The following is a 17,458-nucleotide window of genomic DNA, read 5'->3' on the forward strand; positions in this document are numbered from 1 at the left end:
GGGGCTTCTCGATGGTGCTCACTGCAAGGTGCTCAGGTGCAAGGTGCTCAGGTGGAGAGTGCTCAGAACGGGAAGCCGCTGCGCCCGTGCTGGATCGAGACCCACTTGTGGGTGGTGAAGGCCTCGACGGTGGCCTCGCCGTTCAGCCGGCCGACGCCCGAGTGCTTCTCGCCGCCGAAGGGCACGATCGGCTCGTCGTGGACCGTGCCGTCATTGATGTGGATCATGCCGGTGTGGATGCGGCGGGCCATCCGCACGCCGCGCTCGATGTCCCCGGTGTGGATGGCGCCGCTCAGCCCGTACGGGGTGTCGTTGGCGATCCGTACCGCCTCTTCCTCCCCGTCGAAGGGGATGAGCAGCGCGACCGGGCCGAAGATCTCCTGCGCCAGCACCGGGGCGTCGGTCGGCAGGTCGGTGAGGACGGTGGGGGCGACGATGTTGCCCTCCGTGGCGCCACGCAGCAGCGCGGTCGCGCCCGCCGCGACGGTCTGCTCGACGATCGTGGTGACGGCGTCGGCCTGCGAGGAGTTGATGAGCGGGCCGACGTGGGTGGCGGGGTCGGCCGGGTCGCCGGTCCTCAGGGTCTTCACCTTGGCGACGAACTTCTCGGTGAACTCCTGCTGGACCGACCGGTCGACGAGCACGCGGTTGGCGGCCATGCAGACCTGGCCCTGGTGCACGAACCGGCTGAAGACGGCGGCGTCCACCGCGTAGTCCACGTCCGCGTCGTCGAGCACGATGAGCGCGCTGTTGCCGCCCAGTTCGAGGATGGCGTGCTTGAAGTGGGAGGCGCACACGGTGGCGACGTGCCGGCCGACCCGGTCGGAGCCGGTGAACGAGATGACCTTGGGCACGGGGTGGACGAGCAGCGCGTCGCCGATCTCCGCGATGTCCGTGACCACGACGTTGAGGAGGCCGGGCGGCAGGCCCGCGTCCTCGAAGATCTTGGCGATCAGGGTGCCGCCGAGGATCGGCGTGTTCTGGTGCGGCTTGAGCACGACGCCGTTGCCGAGGGCCAGCGCAGGGGCGACGGACTTGATCGAGAGGAAGAAGGGGAAGTTGAAGGGGCTGATGACGCCGACGACGCCGACCGGGACCTGGTAGAGACGATTCTCCTTGCCGTCGATCGGCGAGGGGAGGATACGGCCCTCGGGGCGCAGCGCGAGGGCCATCGCCTCACGGAGGAACTCCTTGGCGAGGTGCAGCTCGAACCCCGCCTTGGTCCGCGTCCCGCCCAGTTCGGCGATGATCGCCTCGGTGATCTCGGCCTCACGGTCCTCGATGAGCCGGACGGCCCGCTCGAAGACGGCGCGGCGCACATAAGGGTTGGTCTCGGCCCACGCCCGCTGCGCCTTCTCCGCGGCGCGGTACGCCTGGTCCACCTCGTCGACGGTGGCGACGGTTATGGAGGCGAGCTTCTCCTCGTTGTACGGATTGAAGTCGATGATGTCCCACGAGCCGCCACCGGCCCGCCATTCACCGTCGATGTACTGCAGGGCCAGATCTGTGAAGTAGGACATGCCATCCCTTCCGGAGACCGTGGGCCCTTCCGGGGCCGTGACAGGGCTCTTGATGAGACGTCATCCTACTTACGAGTCAGATGAGTTGGAGGAGTCCACGGAGAAGATCGCGGCTCTCCTCCGGACCGGGACTGTCCGCGCACAGCCGCTCCATCGCCCGCTCGTACTGGGTGACCTCCTCGCGCTTGTCGAGGTAGAGCGCGCCCGTCAGCTGCTCCAGGTAGACGATGTCGGAGAGGTCGGACTCGGGGAAGCGGAGCATGGTGAACGCGCCGCTCTCGCCGGAGTGCCCGCCGAAGCTGAACGGCATGACCTGGAGCCTGACGTTGGGCCGCTCGGAGATCTCGATCAGGTGCTTCAGCTGGTCGCGCATGACGGCCCGGTCGCCGTAGGGCCGGCGCAGGGCGGCCTCGTCGAGAACGGCGTGGAACTGCGGGGCGCGCTCGGAGACGAGGACCTTCTGGCGCTCCAGCCGGAGCGCGACCCGGCGGTCGATCTCGGCGGCGGGCGCGCCGGGCATGCCGCGGGCGACGACGGCGTGTGCGTACGCCTCGGTCTGCAACAGCCCGTGGATGAACTGGACTTCGTAGATCCGGATGAGCGACGCGGCGCCCTCCAGGCCGATGTACGTCTGGAACCAGCCCGGCAGGACGTCGCCGAAGCTCTGCCACCAGCCGGCGATGTTGGCCTCGCGGACGAGGCCGAGGAGTGCGGCGCGCTCCTTCTCGTCGGTGACGCCGTAGAGCGTGAGCAGATCCTCGACGTCCCTCGCCTTGAAGCTCACCCTGCCCAACTCCAGCCGACTGATCTTGGATTCGGACGCCCGGATCGAGTAGCCGGCGGCCTCCCGCGTGATGCCGCGCGACTCGCGCAGCCGCCGCAGCTGTGAGCCCAGCAGGATGCGCCGCACCACGGAACCGCCCGATTCAGTTGCGGTCACGACTCCAACCCTCCCCATCGCTGACGTGTACGACGGAGCACCCCCGAGCCCCGAGGTAGCGGATTCTGCCATCTAAACGCTTCACCCCGTACTCGAACGATTACAGATTGGCGAACAGTTCGGCCACCGCCGGGAAGTCGCCCGACGGAAGATATGGCCAAGAACCATCACGGGGCCGGACACGTCGGGCGCGTGCACGTGCATCTGCCCTTGCATCCGCTCCTCCCTTTCGTAACCATGGTCCTCGCGCACCTGCGTACTCGTTCGTGTTGTAGCACCACAGCCGCGAATCCCGGGAGTGCCTCGCATGGGGACGAATGGATCGACCATGCTCGAGCCGTTAAGGCAGGGGCTTCCTCCGATCGACGCCGCGTCCGTCTCCAGTTCCGCCTCCTGCGCCCTGCCGGCCCGCTACGAAGCCGTGCGCGGGGCGCGTCAGTTCACCAGCACGACGCTGACGCAGTGGAACCTGAGCGAGCGGTTCGACGATGTGGCGCTCGTCGTCTCGGAGCTGGTCACGAACGCGCTGCGCCACGCACTGCCCGGCGACACGTCACGGGACCAGCTGTACGACCACCCGTACGACCCGCCGGTGCGGCTGCACCTGATGCGCTGGGCCGGCCGGCTCGTCTGCGCGGTCCGCGACCCGAGCCCGGACACGCCCGCGACCAGGACGTCCGGCGAGGACTTCGCGGCCGAGTCGGGCCGCGGGCTGTTCCTCGTGGAGTCCTTCAGCGACAGCTGGGGCTGGCACCCGCTGGCCGGCGCGCTCCACGGCAAGGTGGTGTGGGCACTGTTCCGGCTCTCGGACAAGTCCTAGGGACCGGCGGCAGACGCGTACGACGCGACCGAAAGGGGCTCCGTTCGACGGAGCCCCTGTTTCGTGTGCGACAGGACGGGTGCGGCGGGTTCAGCCGCCGACGAGGTGGTCGAACTCCCCGTCCTTCACTCCCAGCAGCAGCGCCTCGATCTCCGCAGGCGTATAGACCAGGGCCGGTCCGTCGGGGTGCCGCGAGTTGCGCACCGCCACGTTCCCGCCGGGCAGCTTCGCGAACTCCACGCACGAGCCCTGGGAGTTGCTGTGCCTGCTCTTCTGCCAGACGACCCCATGAAGCTCTGTGGCCGCCATGCCGTTGTACACGTCGTGCACAGGACGCTCCCCGAGTTACATGAGTTACATGATGCAGGTGTCAACTATCCGGGATCATAGCTGGAGTTCACGTGCATATGCATGAGCAGATGCACGTGCACGGGGGGTGGTCCTCCGACTACTGAGACGCGGCCGGGGCCATTCGGGCTCCCTCCATTTGTACGGATCGCTTGTACGTATACGGAAAAGGGGCCTCCCCCGCGTCGGTTACGCGGGGAAGGCCCCTCGGAAAGGTGGGGTGGATCAGCGAGCGGACGAGGAGTACGGCAGCAGTGCCATCTCCCGCGCGTTCTTGATCGCCCGGGCCAGCTGCCGCTGCTGCTGGGCCGACACCCGGGTGACCCGGCGGCTGCGGATCTTGCCGCGGTCGGAGATGAACTTCCGCAGCAGATCGGTGTCCTTGTAGTCGATGTAGGTGATACCGGCCTTGTCCAGCGGATTGGGACGGGACTTGGCGGGCTTGCGGTCGCCGGAGCGGCGCGGGGACATGGATCAGACCTCCAGGAGGGCGTCGAACGCGGGCGGGAGCAGCTTCCAGGCCGCACGGCCCGCGGTGTACTCGGCGTCGGTGAGCAGGCAGGAGTCGAGGAGTTCGGAGAGCCCCTCGCGGTCCAGGCCCGGCGAGGTGAAGACCAGGTGCTGGCACCGGTCCCCGTGCTCGGGGTCCCAGTCCAGAGCGGCGGCCGCGCGGCGGACCGGCGGCACCATCTCCCAGGCGGCGTCCGGCAGTGCGGCGAGCCACGGGCCCGCGCTCTCGACGCACAGGGCGCCACCCGCCGCGTCCCAGGCCAGCAGCGTGTCCGGCCGGTCGGCGAGCCAGAACCGGCCCCGGCTGCGGGCGGCCGCGCAGGTCAGGTCCTCCAGCGCCGCGTACAGCCGGCCGGGGTGGAACGGGCGGCGGCTGCGCCACACGTACGTGCCGACGCCGGCCGCGTCCGCGTCCTGCGGGAGCAGCGCGCACGCCGGGTGCTGCGCCGCGGCGGCCGCCTCCACGTCGAACCCGCCCAGCGCCGCGGCGGCCAGGTCACCGTCCTGGACCGTGACCCGGCGGGCCGTCGGGTGGAGCTGGGCCAGCAGCGCCCGGTCCTCGTCGTCGGCCTCGGGTCCCTCCAGGACGGCGAGCACCGGGGCGTACTCCAGCTGGCGGGCCCAGGTGTCGGCGACGGTCCGCTGGTCGGTGGCGGCCGCGGCCAGGCCGACATCGGCGAGGTCGTCGCCGTTGCCGAGGTACGGCAGCACCAGCGCCGGGTCGACGGCGGTGATCACGGACGTCACGGTCAGCCCGGCACCGGCGACGACCTCGGCCATCGCCTTGGGCTCGACGGAGTCCCACAGCTCGACCACGGCGAGCCGGGTGAGCCCGGCGCCGGCCAGCCGCTCCAGCTCGGGCACCAGGTCCTCGCGCAGCGCGCAGCAGGCGCAGTCGTTGACGAGCGGGGTCTCGCCGCTCGACAGGACGCCGGTCGCGTCCCGGACGGTACGCACGACCGTGCCCCGCCCGGCGGCGTCGGCCAGGTCGTGGTGGAGCGCCACGCTGTCCGGGACGGTGGCGAGCAGGCGCTCCACCGCCGCCTCGCGGGCGTCGGCGTGCAGCCCTCCGACGAGGGCGACGGACAGGGGGACGAGCGACATCAGCGCGCCTCGCGCCGTCCGTAACGCCGCTCGAAGCGCTCCACGCGCCCGGCCGTGTCCAGGACGCGCGCCTGCCCCGTGTAGAAGGGGTGGCTCGCGGAGGAGATCTCGACGTCGACGACCGGGTAGGTGTGGCCGTCCTCCCACTCGACCGTCTTGTCGCTGGTCATGGTGGACCGGGTGAGGAAGGCGAAGCCGCCCGCCTTGTCACGGAAGACGACGGGCTCGTACGCGGGGTGGATTCCGGGCTGCATGCGGGTCAGCGCTCCTCTCGGAAGTCGACGTGGCGGCCGGCCATCGGGTCGTACTTGCGCAGGGTGAGGCGGTCGGGGTTGTTCCTGCGGTTCTTGCGGGTCACGTAGGTGTAGCCGGTCCCGGCCGTCGACCGGAGCTTGATGATCGGGCGGAGTTCGTTGCGGGCCATGGGGTTAGAGTAAATGGAAATGGTTCCCATTACCAAGACGAGGTCCAGAGAGGTAGGTCACCCTTGTCCGCCCACTGCCAGCTGACCGGCGCCCAGCCCGGGTTCGGCAACCGCATCTCGCACTCCCACCGGCGTACGTCCCGCCGGTTCGACCCCAACATCCAGCGCAAGCGCTACTGGCTGCCGAGCGAGGGCCGGTACGTCCGGCTCACCCTGAGCACCAAGGGCATCAAGACCGTCGACGCCATCGGCATCGAGGCCGCCGTGGCCCGGATCCGGGCACGCGGGGTGAAGATCTGATGGCGAAGAAGAGCAAGATCGCGCGCAACGAGCAGCGCAGGACGGTCGTCGAGCGGTACGCCGCCCGCCGCGCCGAGCTGAAGGAGCTGATCCGCCGGCCCTCGACGCCCGAGGCCGAACGCCGCGCCGCCCAGGCCGAGTTGCGCCGCCAGCCGCGCGACGCCAGCGCGACACGCGTACGCAACCGGGACAGCGTGGACGGCCGACCGCGGGGCCATCTGCGGAAGTTCGGCATGTCGCGGGTGAACGTGCGGCAGCAGGCGCACGCCGGATTCCTGCCCGGCGTACGCAAGTCCTCCTGGTAGCTTGGCGCCGACTTTCCGATCGACAAGGGGGATCTGATCGTGCAGCAGCTCGTGCGCAGCGGTGTCCTGGCGGCCGTGGCGGTGGCCTCGGCCCTGGCCCTGACGGCCTGTGGCTCCGGCAAGGGCGACGAACCCGGCAAGGGCGCCTCAGCGGCCCCGTCCGGCGGCGCCTCGGCGCCCGCGGGAGGCCACGGCGCCGGCTCCACGCTCGCCTCCGTCGAGGGCTCGTGGAGCGGCATGACGGACGGCAAGCTCGTCAACCTGACCGTCAGCGCCTCCGGCCAGGCGGTCCTCATCACCGAGGCCCACGTCTGCCAGGGCACGGCCAAGGAGGCCGGACACGTGACGCTCGCCCTGACGTGCAAGGACGGCAGCACCGACCGCACCACGGGCACGGTCGAGTCGGCCGACGGCAAGCAGCTGGTCGTCGCGTGGGACGGCGGCAAGAAGGACACGCTGGCGAAGACGTCGGCACCGATGCCGACGGATCTCCCGTCGGTCCTCCCCTCGGGGATGCCGTCCATCCCGGCGCTGCCGTCGCTGCCGCCGGAGTCGTGACGGCCCGCCTCTAGGCGTCGTCGTCCAGGGCGTCCGTCAGCTCCTCCAGAGCGTCGAGGAGCTGGCGGGCGCCCGCGCGTACGAGGGGGTCCTGCTGCGCGTCGGCGGACTCCAGGGCGGCGCGGACCTCGTCCCAGTGCGGGACCCGGCGCTCACGGATGTCCGCCGCGCCCCGCTCCGTCGCAAGGCGCATGACCTCCGCGAGCGCCGCGGCCACCGGGACCGGCGCGGCGGACCTGGCCGGAAGGTGGGCCTCCAGCAGCATCGCCGCCCGGGCCAGCCGGGACAGCGCCTCGCCCGCCCCGTCGGCGGCGGCCCGCGACAGGCCCCGGTGCCGTACCGGCTCGTGGGCGGCCCGCTCGACCGCCTCCTGCCACGCGACCCGCGCCGAGCGCGTCGCCAGCACCGCCTCCCGTACGGCTCCGCCGCGCCCCGGACGGTCCGGGCGGGCGTAGCCGGCCAGCACCTCGGCGGCGTACCGGCCCGTCGCCGTCAGCCGGTCGGCCAGCCGGGTGCGCAGTCTGGGCGTCTCCCAGGCGGGGTACACGGCGTACGCGAGCATCGCGAGGACCCCGCCCAGCAGCGTCAGCAGCACCCGCTCGGGCACCGTCTGGGTCCACGCCTCACCCGCCATGCCCAGCAGGAACACCACGTACGCCGAGACGCAGACCTGCGCGGCGGCGTACCCCGTGCGCATCAGCAGGTACATCCCGAACGCGCAGAACACGGCGAGCCCCGCCGACGTGTACGTGCCCGGGTCCGTGGCCTGGACGACACCGGTCGCCAGGGCGACGCCCAGCAGGGTGCCGCCGAACCGGGCGACCGAACGGGCGTACGTCTGACTGAAGTCGGGGCGCATCGACATCACGGAGGCGAGCGGCGCCCAGTAGCCGTGGCCCAGCGGCAGGGCCGTACCGACGGCGTACCCGGTGGCGGCGACCGCCGAGACGCGCACGGCGTGCCGCAGGAAGGGCGAGTCGGCCCGCAGTTCCGCCCGCATGTCCCGGACCGCGCCCGGGACGAGCGTCAGGAGCGGCGGCCGCGTCCGCAGCTCCTCCGGGCTCGCCCGGCGGTCCGTGGGCGCCGCCGTCTCCACCACGTCGCCCAGCAGCGCCGCGAGCCGGGCCGCGGCACGCCGGGCCGGTGGCTTGGCGAGGAGCGCGGCCGTGTCCGGCGTCCGCAGCGCGGCCAGCGCGTCCGGCGGTACGGCGACGGGCTCGCCGTACCGGACCGCGTGCGCGGCGGCGTCGAGTACGGCCGCGGCGGCGGCCAGCAGTTCACGGACCCGGTCCCTCCCCGGGCCCTCCTCCGGTGCGCCCACGGCCGGGTCGGCCAGCGACGCCAGCACCGGCCGGATGCGCTCGGCGACCCCGCGTACGCCGTGCAGTTCGGCGGGACGGGTACGGGCCTGGCGGCGGGTGACGGCGGCGGCGCTGCGGGCCGTCATCAAGGGGACCGGGTCGAACGGGGCGTACGGGTCGTGGCGCAGCCGCCGCGCGTAGTCGGCCTCGGCGGCCAGGGCGTCGGCGAGCGCGTCGCGCTGTGCGCCCCAGCGGCGGACCGGCAGCAGCACGATCAGCCCCGCCTGGACGACACCGCCCGCGGCGATGACCCCGGCGTGCGCGGCGGCGCCGGCGACCGAGGTGGGGAAGGTGACGGTGACCAGCATGATCGCCACGTTCGAGGACGCCATCAGTCCCACGGTCGGCCCGACGACCCAGGCGAGGCCCGACAGGAACGTCCACAGGACCAGGAGGGCGACGAAGACCGCCTGGTGGGCGGAGGCGGCGAGGTAGGCGAGGAACGTCGACACCGCGAGGCTCACGCCCGACGCCAGCGCCAGGGTGGGGCGGGGACGCCAGCTGCGCTGGAACGTGGCGATCGCCGCCTGGAACGCGCCGAACGCGGAGCTGGCCGCGACGGCGGGGCCGAAGGCCGCGTTGCTCACCAGCACGACCAGCGCCAGGCCGCCGGCCGCCCGCAGGGCGACGAGCGGCTCCAGACGACGCCGCTCCAGGGCGAGGCCCGCACGAGCGGTCACCTTCAACGCCCGAAGCCAGGTCATGGCCCGAGGTTATCCACGCACCCCCGCCCCGACGGGCGGCGACGCGTTCCCACTCCCCCCACCCCCCACCGGCGGTGAGCCGCCCGACGGCGGGACGGGGGTGGACCGGGGGTCGCGCGCGCAGGATTGGCGGCGCTGGGACGCCTCGCTCTCCAGGCCCCGCACGAGCCAATCTGAGCACGTGACCCCCGGGCCGCCACCGGACTCACCCACCGTCGTGGCGCGCAAGGGGCGGGCCCTCAGGCCGGGGGGCCGTTCCTCGTTGTGCCCACCCGTTCCACCCCCAAGGACTACGTCCAGGGGGGACCCCCATGCGGAACGACTGCCCACAACGAGGAACGGCGGTACAGGCGACGCGAGCCCACAACGACGGAACGGCGGCACAGCGACGCCAGCCCACAACGGCGGAACGGCGGCACAGCGACGCCAGCCCACAACGGCGGAACGGCGGCGCAACGACGCCAGCCCGCAGCAGGATCGGCGGCGCGAGCCCGCGGCGGGAATGGTGGTGGCTGTCAGTGCGGTAGGTGCGGGCGGCGGGTGGGGGTTTGGGCGGCGTCGGCCGCCGTGCGGCCGTGGTGCCAGCCCTCCGCGTCCGTCGCGCCCCGCACCCGCGCCGTCGTGGTCTGCGGGAACATCCGGTCCGCGTGCGCGGTCACCGCCACGTCGCGCGCGGCCAGCACCGGCAGCAGCGTCGGCTCGCCGGAGGCGACGCGCCGGGACGTGGCGGACAGACGGTCGCCGATGCGCTGGGCGTAGGCCAGCAGGAAGGACTGCCGGAACGTCTTCGTGCGCCGCCGACCCCCCGCCCGCTGCGCCGCCTCCGCCTTGGTCATCGCGCCGGTGCCCTGGAGCAGCAGGGAGGTGTAGAGGAGCTCCACGGCCTCCAGGTCCGGTCCGAAGCCGACGACCGTCGAGAAGCCGAACGCCTCGTTCCACACGGCCCGGCAGCGGTTCGCCGAGGCGACCCCGTCGAGCAGGATGGCCTTGGCGGTCTCGTACGGCGGGTCGACGCCGATGCGTACGGCCGTGGGCCCGGAAGGGGCGACGGCCTGGGCCGCGAGCGCCGCCTCGTCGAGGCTGTGCCGGGCCATCAGCTCCTGGGCCTTCGCGGTGAGCGCCTCGGCCTCCTCCGGGTAGCCGGTGGCCTCGGCCTTGGCGAGGAGGGCCCGGATCCGCGCGAGGATCCGGGGCTCCCCCACCACGGGCGCCGTGACGGAGCCGCCGCCGGGCGGCGGACCGACGGGTTCGATGGCGGGGAGCCGGACGAGGAGCCGGTACAGCTCCAGCACGGCGGTGGCGTACGAGAAGCGGTCGGCCCGCCACGGCGCGGCGGCCGTCCCCAGCTCGGCGAGCTGGTCCCGCCAGCGCGGGGGCAGCACGTCGTACCCGGCCAGTTCCGAGGCGATCAGGCCCGACGCGAGGCGTACGTGGTGGTCGTCCAGGTCGCGGCGGACGAGCCGGACGACGTCGGCGGGCTGCCAGCCGCGCCGCCAGGCCTGCCGAATGAACTCCTCGCCACGGCGGGCGAGTTCCGTGTCGGCACCCGGGTCGGCGGCGAGGAGGGACGCACCGGTGTCGAGCCCCGTGTCGGCGCCCGCACCCTCCTCCCCGTACAGCGCGGCCCCGAGCGCGCGCTCCACGGTCGTGTTCGTGCCGCTGCTCACGGGCGGGCCTCCCGGCGCTCGTCGTAGGCGCGGCGGGACTCGGCGATGATGCCGCGGTGGTCCAGCGACCAGTCGACGAGGGCGCGGATGAGGCGGGTCATGCTGTAACCGGTCGCGGTCAGTTCGTACTCGACCTGCGGCGGGACCGTCGGGTGCACGGTCCGGGTGACGAGCCCGTCGCGCTCCAGGCGGCGCAGGGTCAGCGTGAGCATGCGCTGCGAGATGCCGGGGACGAGCCGCTGGAGTTCCCTGAACCGGCGTACGCCCGAGGAGAGTTCCACGACGACGTGCACGGTCCACTTGTCGCCGAGCCGGTCCTGGACGTCGCGGACGCCGCAGTCCTCCGCGCAGCTCAGCGCGGCCGGGTCGGTTACCTCCGTGTGCCCCACCGACATCGAAGTGCCTCCTTACGCGTGCCTCGCCCTGCCACCACCATGGTCGCAGCGAAAGGGAACGGACGAGCGGGGGGTTTCCCATGTTGTTGATCACCGGTGTCTCGGGCGGCCTGGGCGGGCTGATCGCCGAGCGGGCGGCCGGCCGGGACGACGTCCTGCTGGCGACGCGCGCGGCAGAGGCGGCGGAGGCGCCGCCGGGCGCGCGCCGGGTGGACTTCGACGATCCGGCCTCGCTGCCGGAGGCGTTCACCGGGGTGGACACGCTGCTGCTGATATCGGCCGGGTACGGGGAGGACGACACGGTCACGGCCCGGCACGGCGCGGCGATCGGGGCCGCGGAGAAGGCGGGGGTGTCCCACGTCGTGTACACGAGCCTGTCGGGGGACGGGGACCACCTGCCGTACGCCCTGGCCCACCGCTGGACCGAGCGGCGGCTGCGCCGGTCCGGCCTCGGCTGGACGGTCCTGCGCAACGGCCTGTACGCCGAGCTGCTGGCGTGGCTGGCCGCGCCGGACGCCGACGGGCGGATCACCGCGCCGCTGGGCGACGGCCGGCTGGCGGCGGTGGCCCGCGCCGACCTGGCCGAGGCGGCGTTCCGCGTGGCCGTGGACCCGGCGCCGCACGCCGGCCGGGTGTACGAGCTGGTCGGCGAGGTCCCGCTGGGCGGCGCCGACCTGGCGGCGGCGGTGTCGGCGGCGTACGAGCCGGGGACGCTGGCCGGGGCGCGAGCGGCGCTGCTCGCGGCGGGCGAGGCGACGGCGTTCCAGGTGCCGATGCTGACGGGCACGTACTCGGCGATCGCCCACGGCTTCCTGGACGGCTCCGGGGTCCCCGCGGGCGACCTGCGGGCGCTGCTGGGCCGGGCGCCGCGCTCGGCGCTGCAGGTGTACGCGGAGGCCGTACGCGCCACCCGGCGGGGGTAGGTCTCCGGGGCACGTCCGCCGAGGCGGTCACCGGGGAGGAGCACCGATGGGTGAGAACAAGCGCAGGATGCTGGCCGGGGAGTGGTACCTGCCCGACGACGAGGAGCTGGCCGCCGACACGGAGCGGCGGATCGCGCTCTGCGCCGCGTACAACGCGCTGCCGCCGCCCCCGCCCGCCGAGCGCACGAAGATCCTCGGGGAGCTGCTGGGCTCCATGGGCGACGGGGTGCGCATCCGGCCGCCGTTCCACTGCGACTTCGGGTACCGCATCTCCATCGGCGAGGGGACGTTCGTGAACTTCAACGCGGTCTTCCTGGACTGCGGGCCCATCACGATCGGCGCCGACGTGCAGATCGGCCCGAACGTCCAGCTGCTGACCCCCACGCACGAGCTGGACACGGAGCGCCGGCGCGCCGGCTGGGAGCGGGCCGAGCCCATCACGATCGGGGACAACGTGTGGCTGGGCGGCGGGGTGATCGTCTGCCCGGGTGTGACGATCGGCGCCGACACGGTGGTCGGCGCCGGTGCCGTCGTCACGAAGGACCTTCCGCCGGGGGTGCTGGCTGTCGGCAACCCGGCGCGGGTGGTGCGCTCGCTCGGAGGGTGAGGACGGGCGCCCCGCACGACGTCACTGCCGGGGACTGTCAGTGCCGGATGCGAGACTCGCACCCGTGAGCGAACGGTGGGCTCTGGACGGAGCCGAGGGCGGCGGGGCGCGGCTCGTCCCCCTCGGCGCCGACGGGCTGCCCGCGGGCCCCGTCGTCGAGGAGCCCGACCTGGTCGCGGCGGTGCGGTCGCGGCCGCAGGTGGGCCGGTGGGTGTGGCGGTCCACGGCCGACCTCTGTCCGCGGCTGCTCGCGGCGGGGGTCCGCGTCGAGCGGTGCTACGACATCGAGTGCGCCGAGCAGCTGCTGCTGGGACACGAGGGCCGGCTCGGCGAGCCCCGGTCCGCCGCCGCGGCCTGGGCGCGGCTGCACGACCGGCCCGTGCCGCCCGACCGGCCGGCCAGAGCCGCGGAGCCGGGCGCGCAGTCCCCGCTGTTCGAGCCGCAGGCGGGGCTCGACGTGCCGTTCGACGCGCTGCTGGAGGTATACGCGGAGCAGCAGCGCAGACACGCGGCCGCCGAGCACCCGGACCGGATGCGGCTGCTGACGGCGGCCGAGTCGGCCGGGACGCTGGTGGCGGCGGAGATGCACCGGGCGGGTCTGCCGTGGCGGGCGGACGTGCACCGGGCGGTGCTGCACGAGCTGCTGGGCGAGCGGTACGCGGGCGGGGGCGAGCCGCGGCGGCTGGCGGAGCTGGCGGACGAGGTGTCGGCCGCGTTCGGGCGCCGGGTGCGGCCGGACCTGCCGGCCGATGTGGTGAAGGCGTTCGCGCAGGCCGGCATCAAGGTGCGCTCGACGCGGCGCTGGGAGCTGGCGGAGCTCGACCACCCGGCGGTGGAGCCGCTGCTGGCGTACAAGACGCTGTACCGGATCTGGACGGCGCACGGCTGGAGCTGGCTCCAGGACTGGGTGCGCGACGGCCGGTTCCGTCCGGAGTACGTGCCGGGCGGCACGGTGAGCGGGCGGTGGACGACGAACGGCGGGGGCGCGCTGCAGATCCCGAAGGTGATCCGCCGGGCGGTGGTCGCGGACGAGGGCTGGCGGCTGGTCGTCGCGGACGCCGACCAGATGGAGCCGCGGGTGCTGGCCGCGATCTCCCGCGACCCGGGGCTGATGGAGGTGGCGGGGCATGACGACGACCTGTACACGCGGCTGTCGGACCGTGCGTTCTCCGGCGACCGGGCGCACGCGAAGCTGGCGCTGCTGGGCGCGATCTACGGGCAGACGAGCGGGGACGGGCTGAAGAACCTGGCGGCCCTGCGGCGGCGCTTCCCCCGGGCCGTGGCGTACGTCGACGACGCGGCGCGTGCGGGCGAGGAGGGCCGGCTGGTGCGGACGTGGCTGGGCCGGACCAGTCCGCGGGCGGCGGGGGCCGGCGAGGCCGAGGAGGCGGGGCTGCCGCAGGAGGACAACGGCGGCCCGGCCGCTTCCGACGGCGGGTACACACCGGGGTACGCGTCGGTGAACGCCCGCGCGCGGGGCCGGTTCACCCGGAACTTCGTGGTGCAGGGCAGCGCCGCCGACTGGGCGCTGCTGATGCTGGCCGCGCTGCGCAGGGCGACCGCGGACATGCGGGCGGAGCTGGTGTTCTTCCAGCACGACGAGGTGATCGTGCACTGCCCGGCCGAGGAGGCGGAGGAGGTCGTGGAGGCGATCCGCGCGGCCGGTGACCTGGCCGGGCGGATCGCCTTCGGGGACACCCCGGTGCGGTTCCCGTTCACGACGGCGACGGTGGAGCGGTACTCGGACGCGAAGTGAGGGGTCCGGGAGCCGTCGTACGCGGCGCCCCGAGGGTCAGGCGCTTGAGGCCACGTGCCCCGGCGATCCCGGGCCGCCCTGCGCCTCGGCGGGAAGGTGCCCCACCGCGCGGGAGAGCCCCGCACCCGGTGGCTCGGGTGCGGGGCTCTCCCATGCGCCTCCTGCGGGAGGTCAGTCCCGGACGCTCGCGGACGCGTTCTCGGAGATGACGTTCTGCAGGATCTTCGCCAGGGCGCTGTCGCCCTTGACCGCGGTGGAGTTCTCCACACAGTCCTGGTTCTGCGTGTCCTGCAGGATGTCCTGAACGCCCACGTTGACCAGGGCGACGATGTTCTGGACGTCGGCCTGGATCGGAACGGCGATGCAGGGCTTGTTCAGCGTGCCCTGGACGGCGCTCATCTGCGGGCTCATGCTGCCGCCGGTCACGGTGTTGCCGTAGTTCTGCTTGGAGTAGTTGCCGTTCTGCGTGTCCACGTTGTGGTCGCCGGTCGCGGCGGCCATCGGCGCGCCCGCACCCAGGACAGCCGCAGCGACACCGGCGCCAGCCAGAACCTTCTTGATCATGGTCGATCCTTCTCGTCGAGAGACCCGGCGTCCGGGTCGTGCCTCACCCGCGGGTGGGGCGCATGGTTGTCAGGGGGAATCGCGGCCACGTGGGGCCGCAGCGGGCCGGTCCGCGCGGCGCTTCGCACGCGCGGACCGGGCGCGGCACGGCGTCAGCGGAGGGCGACGGAGCCGTTCTCGGAGAGGACGTTCTCCAGGATGTGCGACAGGGCGCTGTCGCCCTTGACCGCGGTGGAGTTCTCCGCGCACTGCTGGTTCTGCGTGTCCTGCAGGATGTCCTGAACACCCACGTTGACCAGGGCGACGATGTTCTGGACGTCCGCCTGGACCGGCAGGCCGATGCAGGGCTTGTTGAGCGAGCCCTGGATGAGCCCGATCTGCGGGCTCATGTACCCGCCCGTGTAGGTGTTGCCGTACGACTGCGTGGCGAAGTTGCCGTTCTGGGTGTCGACGCCGTGGTCGCCCACCGCAGCGGCCGTCGGCGCACCGGCGCCGAGTACCGCGGCGGCGACGCCGGCGGAAGCCAGAGCCTTCTTGATCATTACGTGATCCTTCTCGTCGAGAGACCCGGTCTCGGGTCGCTCTGACCAACACCGCGGCGCTGTTTAAGTTGCGCCAGGTCACCCGAAGAGCGCAATCAACGAATACCGGCTGAGAATTTTAATGACCATAGCTTCGGACCTGCATAAATCCGGGGCTCCCGACAAACGCCTGTCTGATTCCGCCGGGACGGGGTATTCGTATTTCATGAACGGTCTCACCACGCTCAGCGCGGAATTCTTCAGCGACGGCACGGGCCAGCTGATCGCCGGTCTCCTGGTGGTCGGGTTCCTGCTCGGCGCCTTCGTGCTGGGGCGCCGGATCATGCTCAAGGAGGAGCCGACGCCCAAGCCGGAGGAGCAGCCGCACAGGCCGCCGGACGCCGGTCTGCCCGGCGAGGTGGAGGGCCACCGCAAGCCCGCCGAGGTGCCGCAGAGCGAGCGGCGGCTGATGCCCTACGAGCTGAAGCACGAGAACACCGAACCGGACACGACGCCGGTCTCCGAGGAAGACCAGAAGTGGCGCGGCGCGCCGAGCGGCGGCTTCGGCAGCGGCGGGCCCACCACCGGCGGGTGACCGGCCGCGCGCGCAGTTCCCGGGCCGCTTCCCCTCCGGGCCCGGGGGCTGCTCCCGCGTGCCCGCGGACCGGGGCGCGGCCCGGTCCGCGGGCCGTTTCGCGCCCGGGTGCCGGGGCACTCGGGCGCCATGACCCGTACGGAGAAGCCGGCCCGCGCATCCGCGCCCGGGCCGGCGAGCACGCCGGCCCGGGCCTCCGCCCGTGACACCGCGCGGCTCGCCGCCGTGGTCGTCGCCCCGACCCTCGCGGCCGGGGTCGTCGTACGGCGCCGTACCGGCATGGCCCTCGCCGAGCGGTACGCCGCGGACCGGCGGGCCACCGGGCTCCTCACCGAACTGCGCCGGCGCCACGGCCCCGGCCCGCTGCTCCTGGATCTGGCCGGGCGCCACTTCGCGGTCGTCCTCCAGGCCGAGGACGCCGCGCACGTGCTGGACGGCACCCCCGACCCGTACTCCCCGGCCACCCGGGAGAAGCGCGCCGCGCTGGAACAGTTCCAGCCGCACGGCGTGCTCATCTCGCGGGGCGCGGAACGAGCCGGGCGGCGGGCCGTCAACGAGGCCGTGCTGGAGACCGGGAACCAGCTGCACAGCCTCGCCCCGCGGCTGGTGCGCGCCGTGCGGGAGGAAGCCGGACTGCTCCTCGGGACGGTCGTCGGCGGGGACGGCGAGCTCTCCTGGGACGCCTTCTCGGGCGCCTGGGACGGCACCGTGCGCCGGGTCGTCCTGGGGGACGCGGCCCGCGACGACACCCCGCTGACGGCGATGCTCGGCAGGCTGCGCGCCGCGGCCAACTGGTCCGCCGCCGCACCGCGCCGCACCGGTCTGCGGGAGCGGTTCGACCGGCGGCTGCGGGCCCACGTCGACCGCGCCGAGCGCGGCAGCCTGGCGTCCGTCGTCGTGTCCACACCCGCCGCGCCCGGCACGGACCCGGCCGGCCAGGTCCCGCACTGGCTGTTCGCGTTCGACGCGGCCGGGATCGCGGCCTTCCGGGCCCTGGCCCTGCTGGCCACGCACGGCGCGCAGGACATCCAGGTGCGCAACGAGCTGGCCGTCACCGACCTGACGGAGCCGCGCCTCCTGCCGTACACGCGGGCCTGCGTGCTGGAGTCCGTGCGGCTGTGGCCGACCACGCCGTTCCTGCTGCGCGAGGCCGTGCGCGACACGCGGTGGGGCGAGAGCACCCTGCCGGCGGGGACGGAGTTCCTGATCTACACACCGCTGTTCCACCGGGACGACGCCCTGCCGTACTCGGACCGGTTCCTGCCGGAGATCTGGCTCGACGGCACGGCCCAGGACACGCCCGGGCTCTTCCCGTTCAGCGCGGGGCCCGGGGCCTGCCCCGGCGAGGACCTGGTGCTGTTCCTCACCTCGACGCTGCTGGCCGCCCTGCTGGAGCGGCACACCTATCTGCCGGACCGGCCCGGCAGGCTGCGGCCCGACCGGCCGCTGCCCCGCACCCTCGACCACTTCGGGCTGCGCTTCGCGGTGCTCCCCCACTGACGGCCCGCCGAACCCTTGGAGGCAGGTGGCTTCTGC

Annotated in this window: 21 protein-coding genes; 9 read left to right on the forward strand and 12 right to left on the reverse strand. The window is 73.3% G+C overall.

All coding sequences use genetic code 11. The features are described from left to right. Positions 1-62: 62 nt before the first annotated feature. Complete coding sequence (locus ABEB09_RS13845; RefSeq protein ID WP_345690199.1) at positions 63-1,520, reverse strand: aldehyde dehydrogenase family protein; 1,458 nt, start codon at positions 1,518-1,520, stop codon at positions 63-65. A gap of 76 nt (positions 1,521-1,596) precedes the next feature. Then, positions 1,597-2,460 (reverse strand): helix-turn-helix domain-containing protein, encoded by an 864-nt coding sequence (locus ABEB09_RS13850; protein WP_345690200.1) that lies wholly within the window; start codon positions 2,458-2,460, stop codon positions 1,597-1,599. 307 nt (positions 2,461-2,767) lie between these two features. Between ABEB09_RS13850 and ABEB09_RS13855 the strand changes: the two genes are divergently transcribed. Further along, a complete protein-coding gene (locus ABEB09_RS13855; RefSeq protein ID WP_345690201.1) occupies positions 2,768-3,280 on the forward strand; it encodes an ATP-binding protein in 513 nt (170 codons plus the stop codon). Between the two features lie 90 nt (positions 3,281-3,370). Here ABEB09_RS13855 and ABEB09_RS13860 read toward each other — a convergent pair whose 3' ends face one another. The 5 genes from ABEB09_RS13860 to rpmG form a co-directional block, all read right to left on the reverse strand. Next, complete coding sequence (locus ABEB09_RS13860; RefSeq protein ID WP_345690202.1) at positions 3,371-3,610, reverse strand: DUF397 domain-containing protein; 240 nt, start codon at positions 3,608-3,610, stop codon at positions 3,371-3,373. Positions 3,611-3,853: 243 nt separating this feature from the next. Further along, positions 3,854-4,099: a 30S ribosomal protein S18 gene (gene rpsR / locus ABEB09_RS13865; protein WP_345690203.1), complete on the reverse strand. Its 246-nt coding sequence runs from the start codon at positions 4,097-4,099 to the stop codon at positions 3,854-3,856. 3 nt (positions 4,100-4,102) lie between these two features. Then, positions 4,103-5,242, reverse strand: a complete 1,140-nt coding sequence (locus ABEB09_RS13870) for a CobW family GTP-binding protein (protein WP_345690204.1) — start codon at positions 5,240-5,242, stop codon at positions 4,103-4,105. Then, positions 5,242-5,496: a type B 50S ribosomal protein L31 gene (locus ABEB09_RS13875; RefSeq protein WP_345690205.1), complete on the reverse strand. Its 255-nt coding sequence runs from the start codon at positions 5,494-5,496 to the stop codon at positions 5,242-5,244. The genes ABEB09_RS13870 and ABEB09_RS13875 overlap by 1 nt, the downstream gene beginning before the upstream one ends. A gap of 5 nt (positions 5,497-5,501) precedes the next feature. After that, positions 5,502-5,666 (reverse strand): 50S ribosomal protein L33, encoded by a 165-nt coding sequence (gene rpmG / locus ABEB09_RS13880; protein WP_345690206.1) that lies wholly within the window; start codon positions 5,664-5,666, stop codon positions 5,502-5,504. A 63-nt stretch (positions 5,667-5,729) separates the two neighbouring features. On the opposite strand from rpmG, the gene rpmB reads away from it, so the two are divergent. Genes rpmB through ABEB09_RS13895 form a run of 3 tightly spaced genes read left to right on the forward strand, consistent with a single transcriptional unit; the run spans position 5,730 to position 6,829 of the window. After that, positions 5,730-5,966 carry a 50S ribosomal protein L28 gene (gene rpmB, locus ABEB09_RS13885; protein WP_345690207.1) on the forward strand — a complete coding sequence of 79 codons (237 nt, stop codon included), beginning with the start codon at positions 5,730-5,732 and terminating at the stop codon, positions 5,964-5,966. Further along, positions 5,966-6,271 (forward strand): 30S ribosomal protein S14, encoded by a 306-nt coding sequence (gene rpsN, locus ABEB09_RS13890; RefSeq protein ID WP_345690208.1) that lies wholly within the window; start codon positions 5,966-5,968, stop codon positions 6,269-6,271. The genes rpmB and rpsN overlap by 1 nt, the downstream gene beginning before the upstream one ends. A 39-nt stretch (positions 6,272-6,310) precedes the next feature. After that, positions 6,311-6,829: a hypothetical protein gene (locus tag ABEB09_RS13895; RefSeq protein ID WP_345690209.1), complete on the forward strand. Its 519-nt coding sequence runs from the start codon at positions 6,311-6,313 to the stop codon at positions 6,827-6,829. A gap of 10 nt (positions 6,830-6,839) precedes the next feature. On the opposite strand, the gene ABEB09_RS13900 is transcribed toward ABEB09_RS13895, so the two are convergent. The 3 genes from ABEB09_RS13900 to ABEB09_RS13910 all read right to left on the reverse strand — a co-directional run bounded on the left by ABEB09_RS13900 (position 6,840) and on the right by ABEB09_RS13910 (position 10,956). Then, on the reverse strand, positions 6,840-8,894 hold the full coding sequence (locus ABEB09_RS13900) for an FUSC family protein (protein WP_345690210.1): 2,055 nt from the start codon (positions 8,892-8,894) through the stop codon (positions 6,840-6,842). 515 nt (positions 8,895-9,409) lie between these two features. Further along, positions 9,410-10,561 (reverse strand): DUF2786 domain-containing protein, encoded by a 1,152-nt coding sequence (locus ABEB09_RS13905; RefSeq protein ID WP_345690211.1) that lies wholly within the window; start codon positions 10,559-10,561, stop codon positions 9,410-9,412. Next, entirely contained in the window at positions 10,558-10,956 is a 399-nt protein-coding gene (locus ABEB09_RS13910; RefSeq protein WP_345690212.1) for a winged helix-turn-helix transcriptional regulator, read from the reverse strand. Before ABEB09_RS13910 ends, ABEB09_RS13905 begins: the two co-directional genes overlap by 4 nt. Positions 10,957-11,036: 80 nt before the next feature. Here ABEB09_RS13910 and ABEB09_RS13915 point away from each other — a divergent pair, with 80 nt between their 5' ends. The 3 genes from ABEB09_RS13915 to ABEB09_RS13925 all read left to right on the forward strand — a co-directional run bounded on the left by ABEB09_RS13915 (position 11,037) and on the right by ABEB09_RS13925 (position 14,242). Continuing rightward, positions 11,037-11,879 carry an NAD(P)H-binding protein gene (locus tag ABEB09_RS13915; protein ID WP_345690213.1) on the forward strand — a complete coding sequence of 281 codons (843 nt, stop codon included), beginning with the start codon at positions 11,037-11,039 and terminating at the stop codon, positions 11,877-11,879. Between the two features lie 46 nt (positions 11,880-11,925). Beyond that, complete coding sequence (locus tag ABEB09_RS13920) at positions 11,926-12,486, forward strand: sugar O-acetyltransferase (protein WP_345690214.1); 561 nt, start codon at positions 11,926-11,928, stop codon at positions 12,484-12,486. Between the two features lie 64 nt (positions 12,487-12,550). Beyond that, a complete protein-coding gene (locus tag ABEB09_RS13925) occupies positions 12,551-14,242 on the forward strand; it encodes a bifunctional 3'-5' exonuclease/DNA polymerase (RefSeq protein ID WP_345690215.1) in 1,692 nt (563 codons plus the stop codon). Positions 14,243-14,413: 171 nt separating this feature from the next. On the opposite strand, the gene ABEB09_RS13930 is transcribed toward ABEB09_RS13925, so the two are convergent. Further along, positions 14,414-14,806, reverse strand: coding sequence for a rodlin (locus ABEB09_RS13930; protein ID WP_345690216.1), 393 nt, complete (start codon positions 14,804-14,806; stop codon positions 14,414-14,416). A gap of 152 nt (positions 14,807-14,958) precedes the next feature. Next, positions 14,959-15,348 carry a rodlin gene (locus ABEB09_RS13935; protein ID WP_345690217.1) on the reverse strand — a complete coding sequence of 130 codons (390 nt, stop codon included), beginning with the start codon at positions 15,346-15,348 and terminating at the stop codon, positions 14,959-14,961. Positions 15,349-15,553: 205 nt separating this feature from the next. Between ABEB09_RS13935 and ABEB09_RS13940 the strand changes: the two genes are divergently transcribed. Beyond that, positions 15,554-15,922, forward strand: a complete 369-nt coding sequence (locus ABEB09_RS13940) for a DUF6479 family protein (RefSeq protein WP_345690218.1) — start codon at positions 15,554-15,556, stop codon at positions 15,920-15,922. Positions 15,923-16,051: 129 nt separating this feature from the next. Continuing rightward, positions 16,052-17,422, forward strand: coding sequence for a cytochrome P450 (locus tag ABEB09_RS13945; RefSeq protein ID WP_345690219.1), 1,371 nt, complete (start codon positions 16,052-16,054; stop codon positions 17,420-17,422). The last annotated feature ends 36 nt before the right edge of the window (positions 17,423-17,458 follow it).

Source organism: Streptomyces coeruleoprunus (assembly GCF_039542925.1).
Taxonomy (GTDB): Bacteria; Actinomycetota; Actinomycetes; order Streptomycetales; family Streptomycetaceae; genus Streptomyces; species Streptomyces coeruleoprunus.

What these genes read in the sequence shown, in the direction of transcription:
- ABEB09_RS13930 (WP_345690216.1), bottom strand. Translation starts at nt 14,806, where the DNA reads ATGATCAAGAAGGTTCTGGCTGGCGCCGGTGTCGCTGCGGCTGTCCTG.
- ABEB09_RS13945 (WP_345690219.1), top strand. Translation starts at nt 16,052, where the DNA reads ATGACCCGTACGGAGAAGCCGGCCCGCGCATCCGCGCCCGGGCCGGCG.
- ABEB09_RS13855 (WP_345690201.1), top strand. Translation starts at nt 2,768, where the DNA reads ATGGGGACGAATGGATCGACCATGCTCGAGCCGTTAAGGCAGGGGCTT.
- ABEB09_RS13870 (WP_345690204.1), bottom strand. Translation starts at nt 5,242, where the DNA reads ATGTCGCTCGTCCCCCTGTCCGTCGCCCTCGTCGGAGGGCTGCACGCC.
- ABEB09_RS13940 (WP_345690218.1), top strand. Translation starts at nt 15,554, where the DNA reads ATGAACGGTCTCACCACGCTCAGCGCGGAATTCTTCAGCGACGGCACG.
- ABEB09_RS13935 (WP_345690217.1), bottom strand. Translation starts at nt 15,348, where the DNA reads ATGATCAAGAAGGCTCTGGCTTCCGCCGGCGTCGCCGCCGCGGTACTC.
- ABEB09_RS13910 (WP_345690212.1), bottom strand. Translation starts at nt 10,956, where the DNA reads ATGTCGGTGGGGCACACGGAGGTAACCGACCCGGCCGCGCTGAGCTGC.
- rpsR (WP_345690203.1), bottom strand. Translation starts at nt 4,099, where the DNA reads ATGTCCCCGCGCCGCTCCGGCGACCGCAAGCCCGCCAAGTCCCGTCCC.
- rpmG (WP_345690206.1), bottom strand. Translation starts at nt 5,666, where the DNA reads ATGGCCCGCAACGAACTCCGCCCGATCATCAAGCTCCGGTCGACGGCC.
- ABEB09_RS13875 (WP_345690205.1), bottom strand. Translation starts at nt 5,496, where the DNA reads ATGCAGCCCGGAATCCACCCCGCGTACGAGCCCGTCGTCTTCCGTGAC.
- ABEB09_RS13920 (WP_345690214.1), top strand. Translation starts at nt 11,926, where the DNA reads ATGGGTGAGAACAAGCGCAGGATGCTGGCCGGGGAGTGGTACCTGCCC.
- ABEB09_RS13845 (WP_345690199.1), bottom strand. Translation starts at nt 1,520, where the DNA reads ATGTCCTACTTCACAGATCTGGCCCTGCAGTACATCGACGGTGAATGG.
- rpsN (WP_345690208.1), top strand. Translation starts at nt 5,966, where the DNA reads ATGGCGAAGAAGAGCAAGATCGCGCGCAACGAGCAGCGCAGGACGGTC.
- ABEB09_RS13900 (WP_345690210.1), bottom strand. Translation starts at nt 8,894, where the DNA reads ATGACCTGGCTTCGGGCGTTGAAGGTGACCGCTCGTGCGGGCCTCGCC.
- ABEB09_RS13915 (WP_345690213.1), top strand. Translation starts at nt 11,037, where the DNA reads ATGTTGTTGATCACCGGTGTCTCGGGCGGCCTGGGCGGGCTGATCGCC.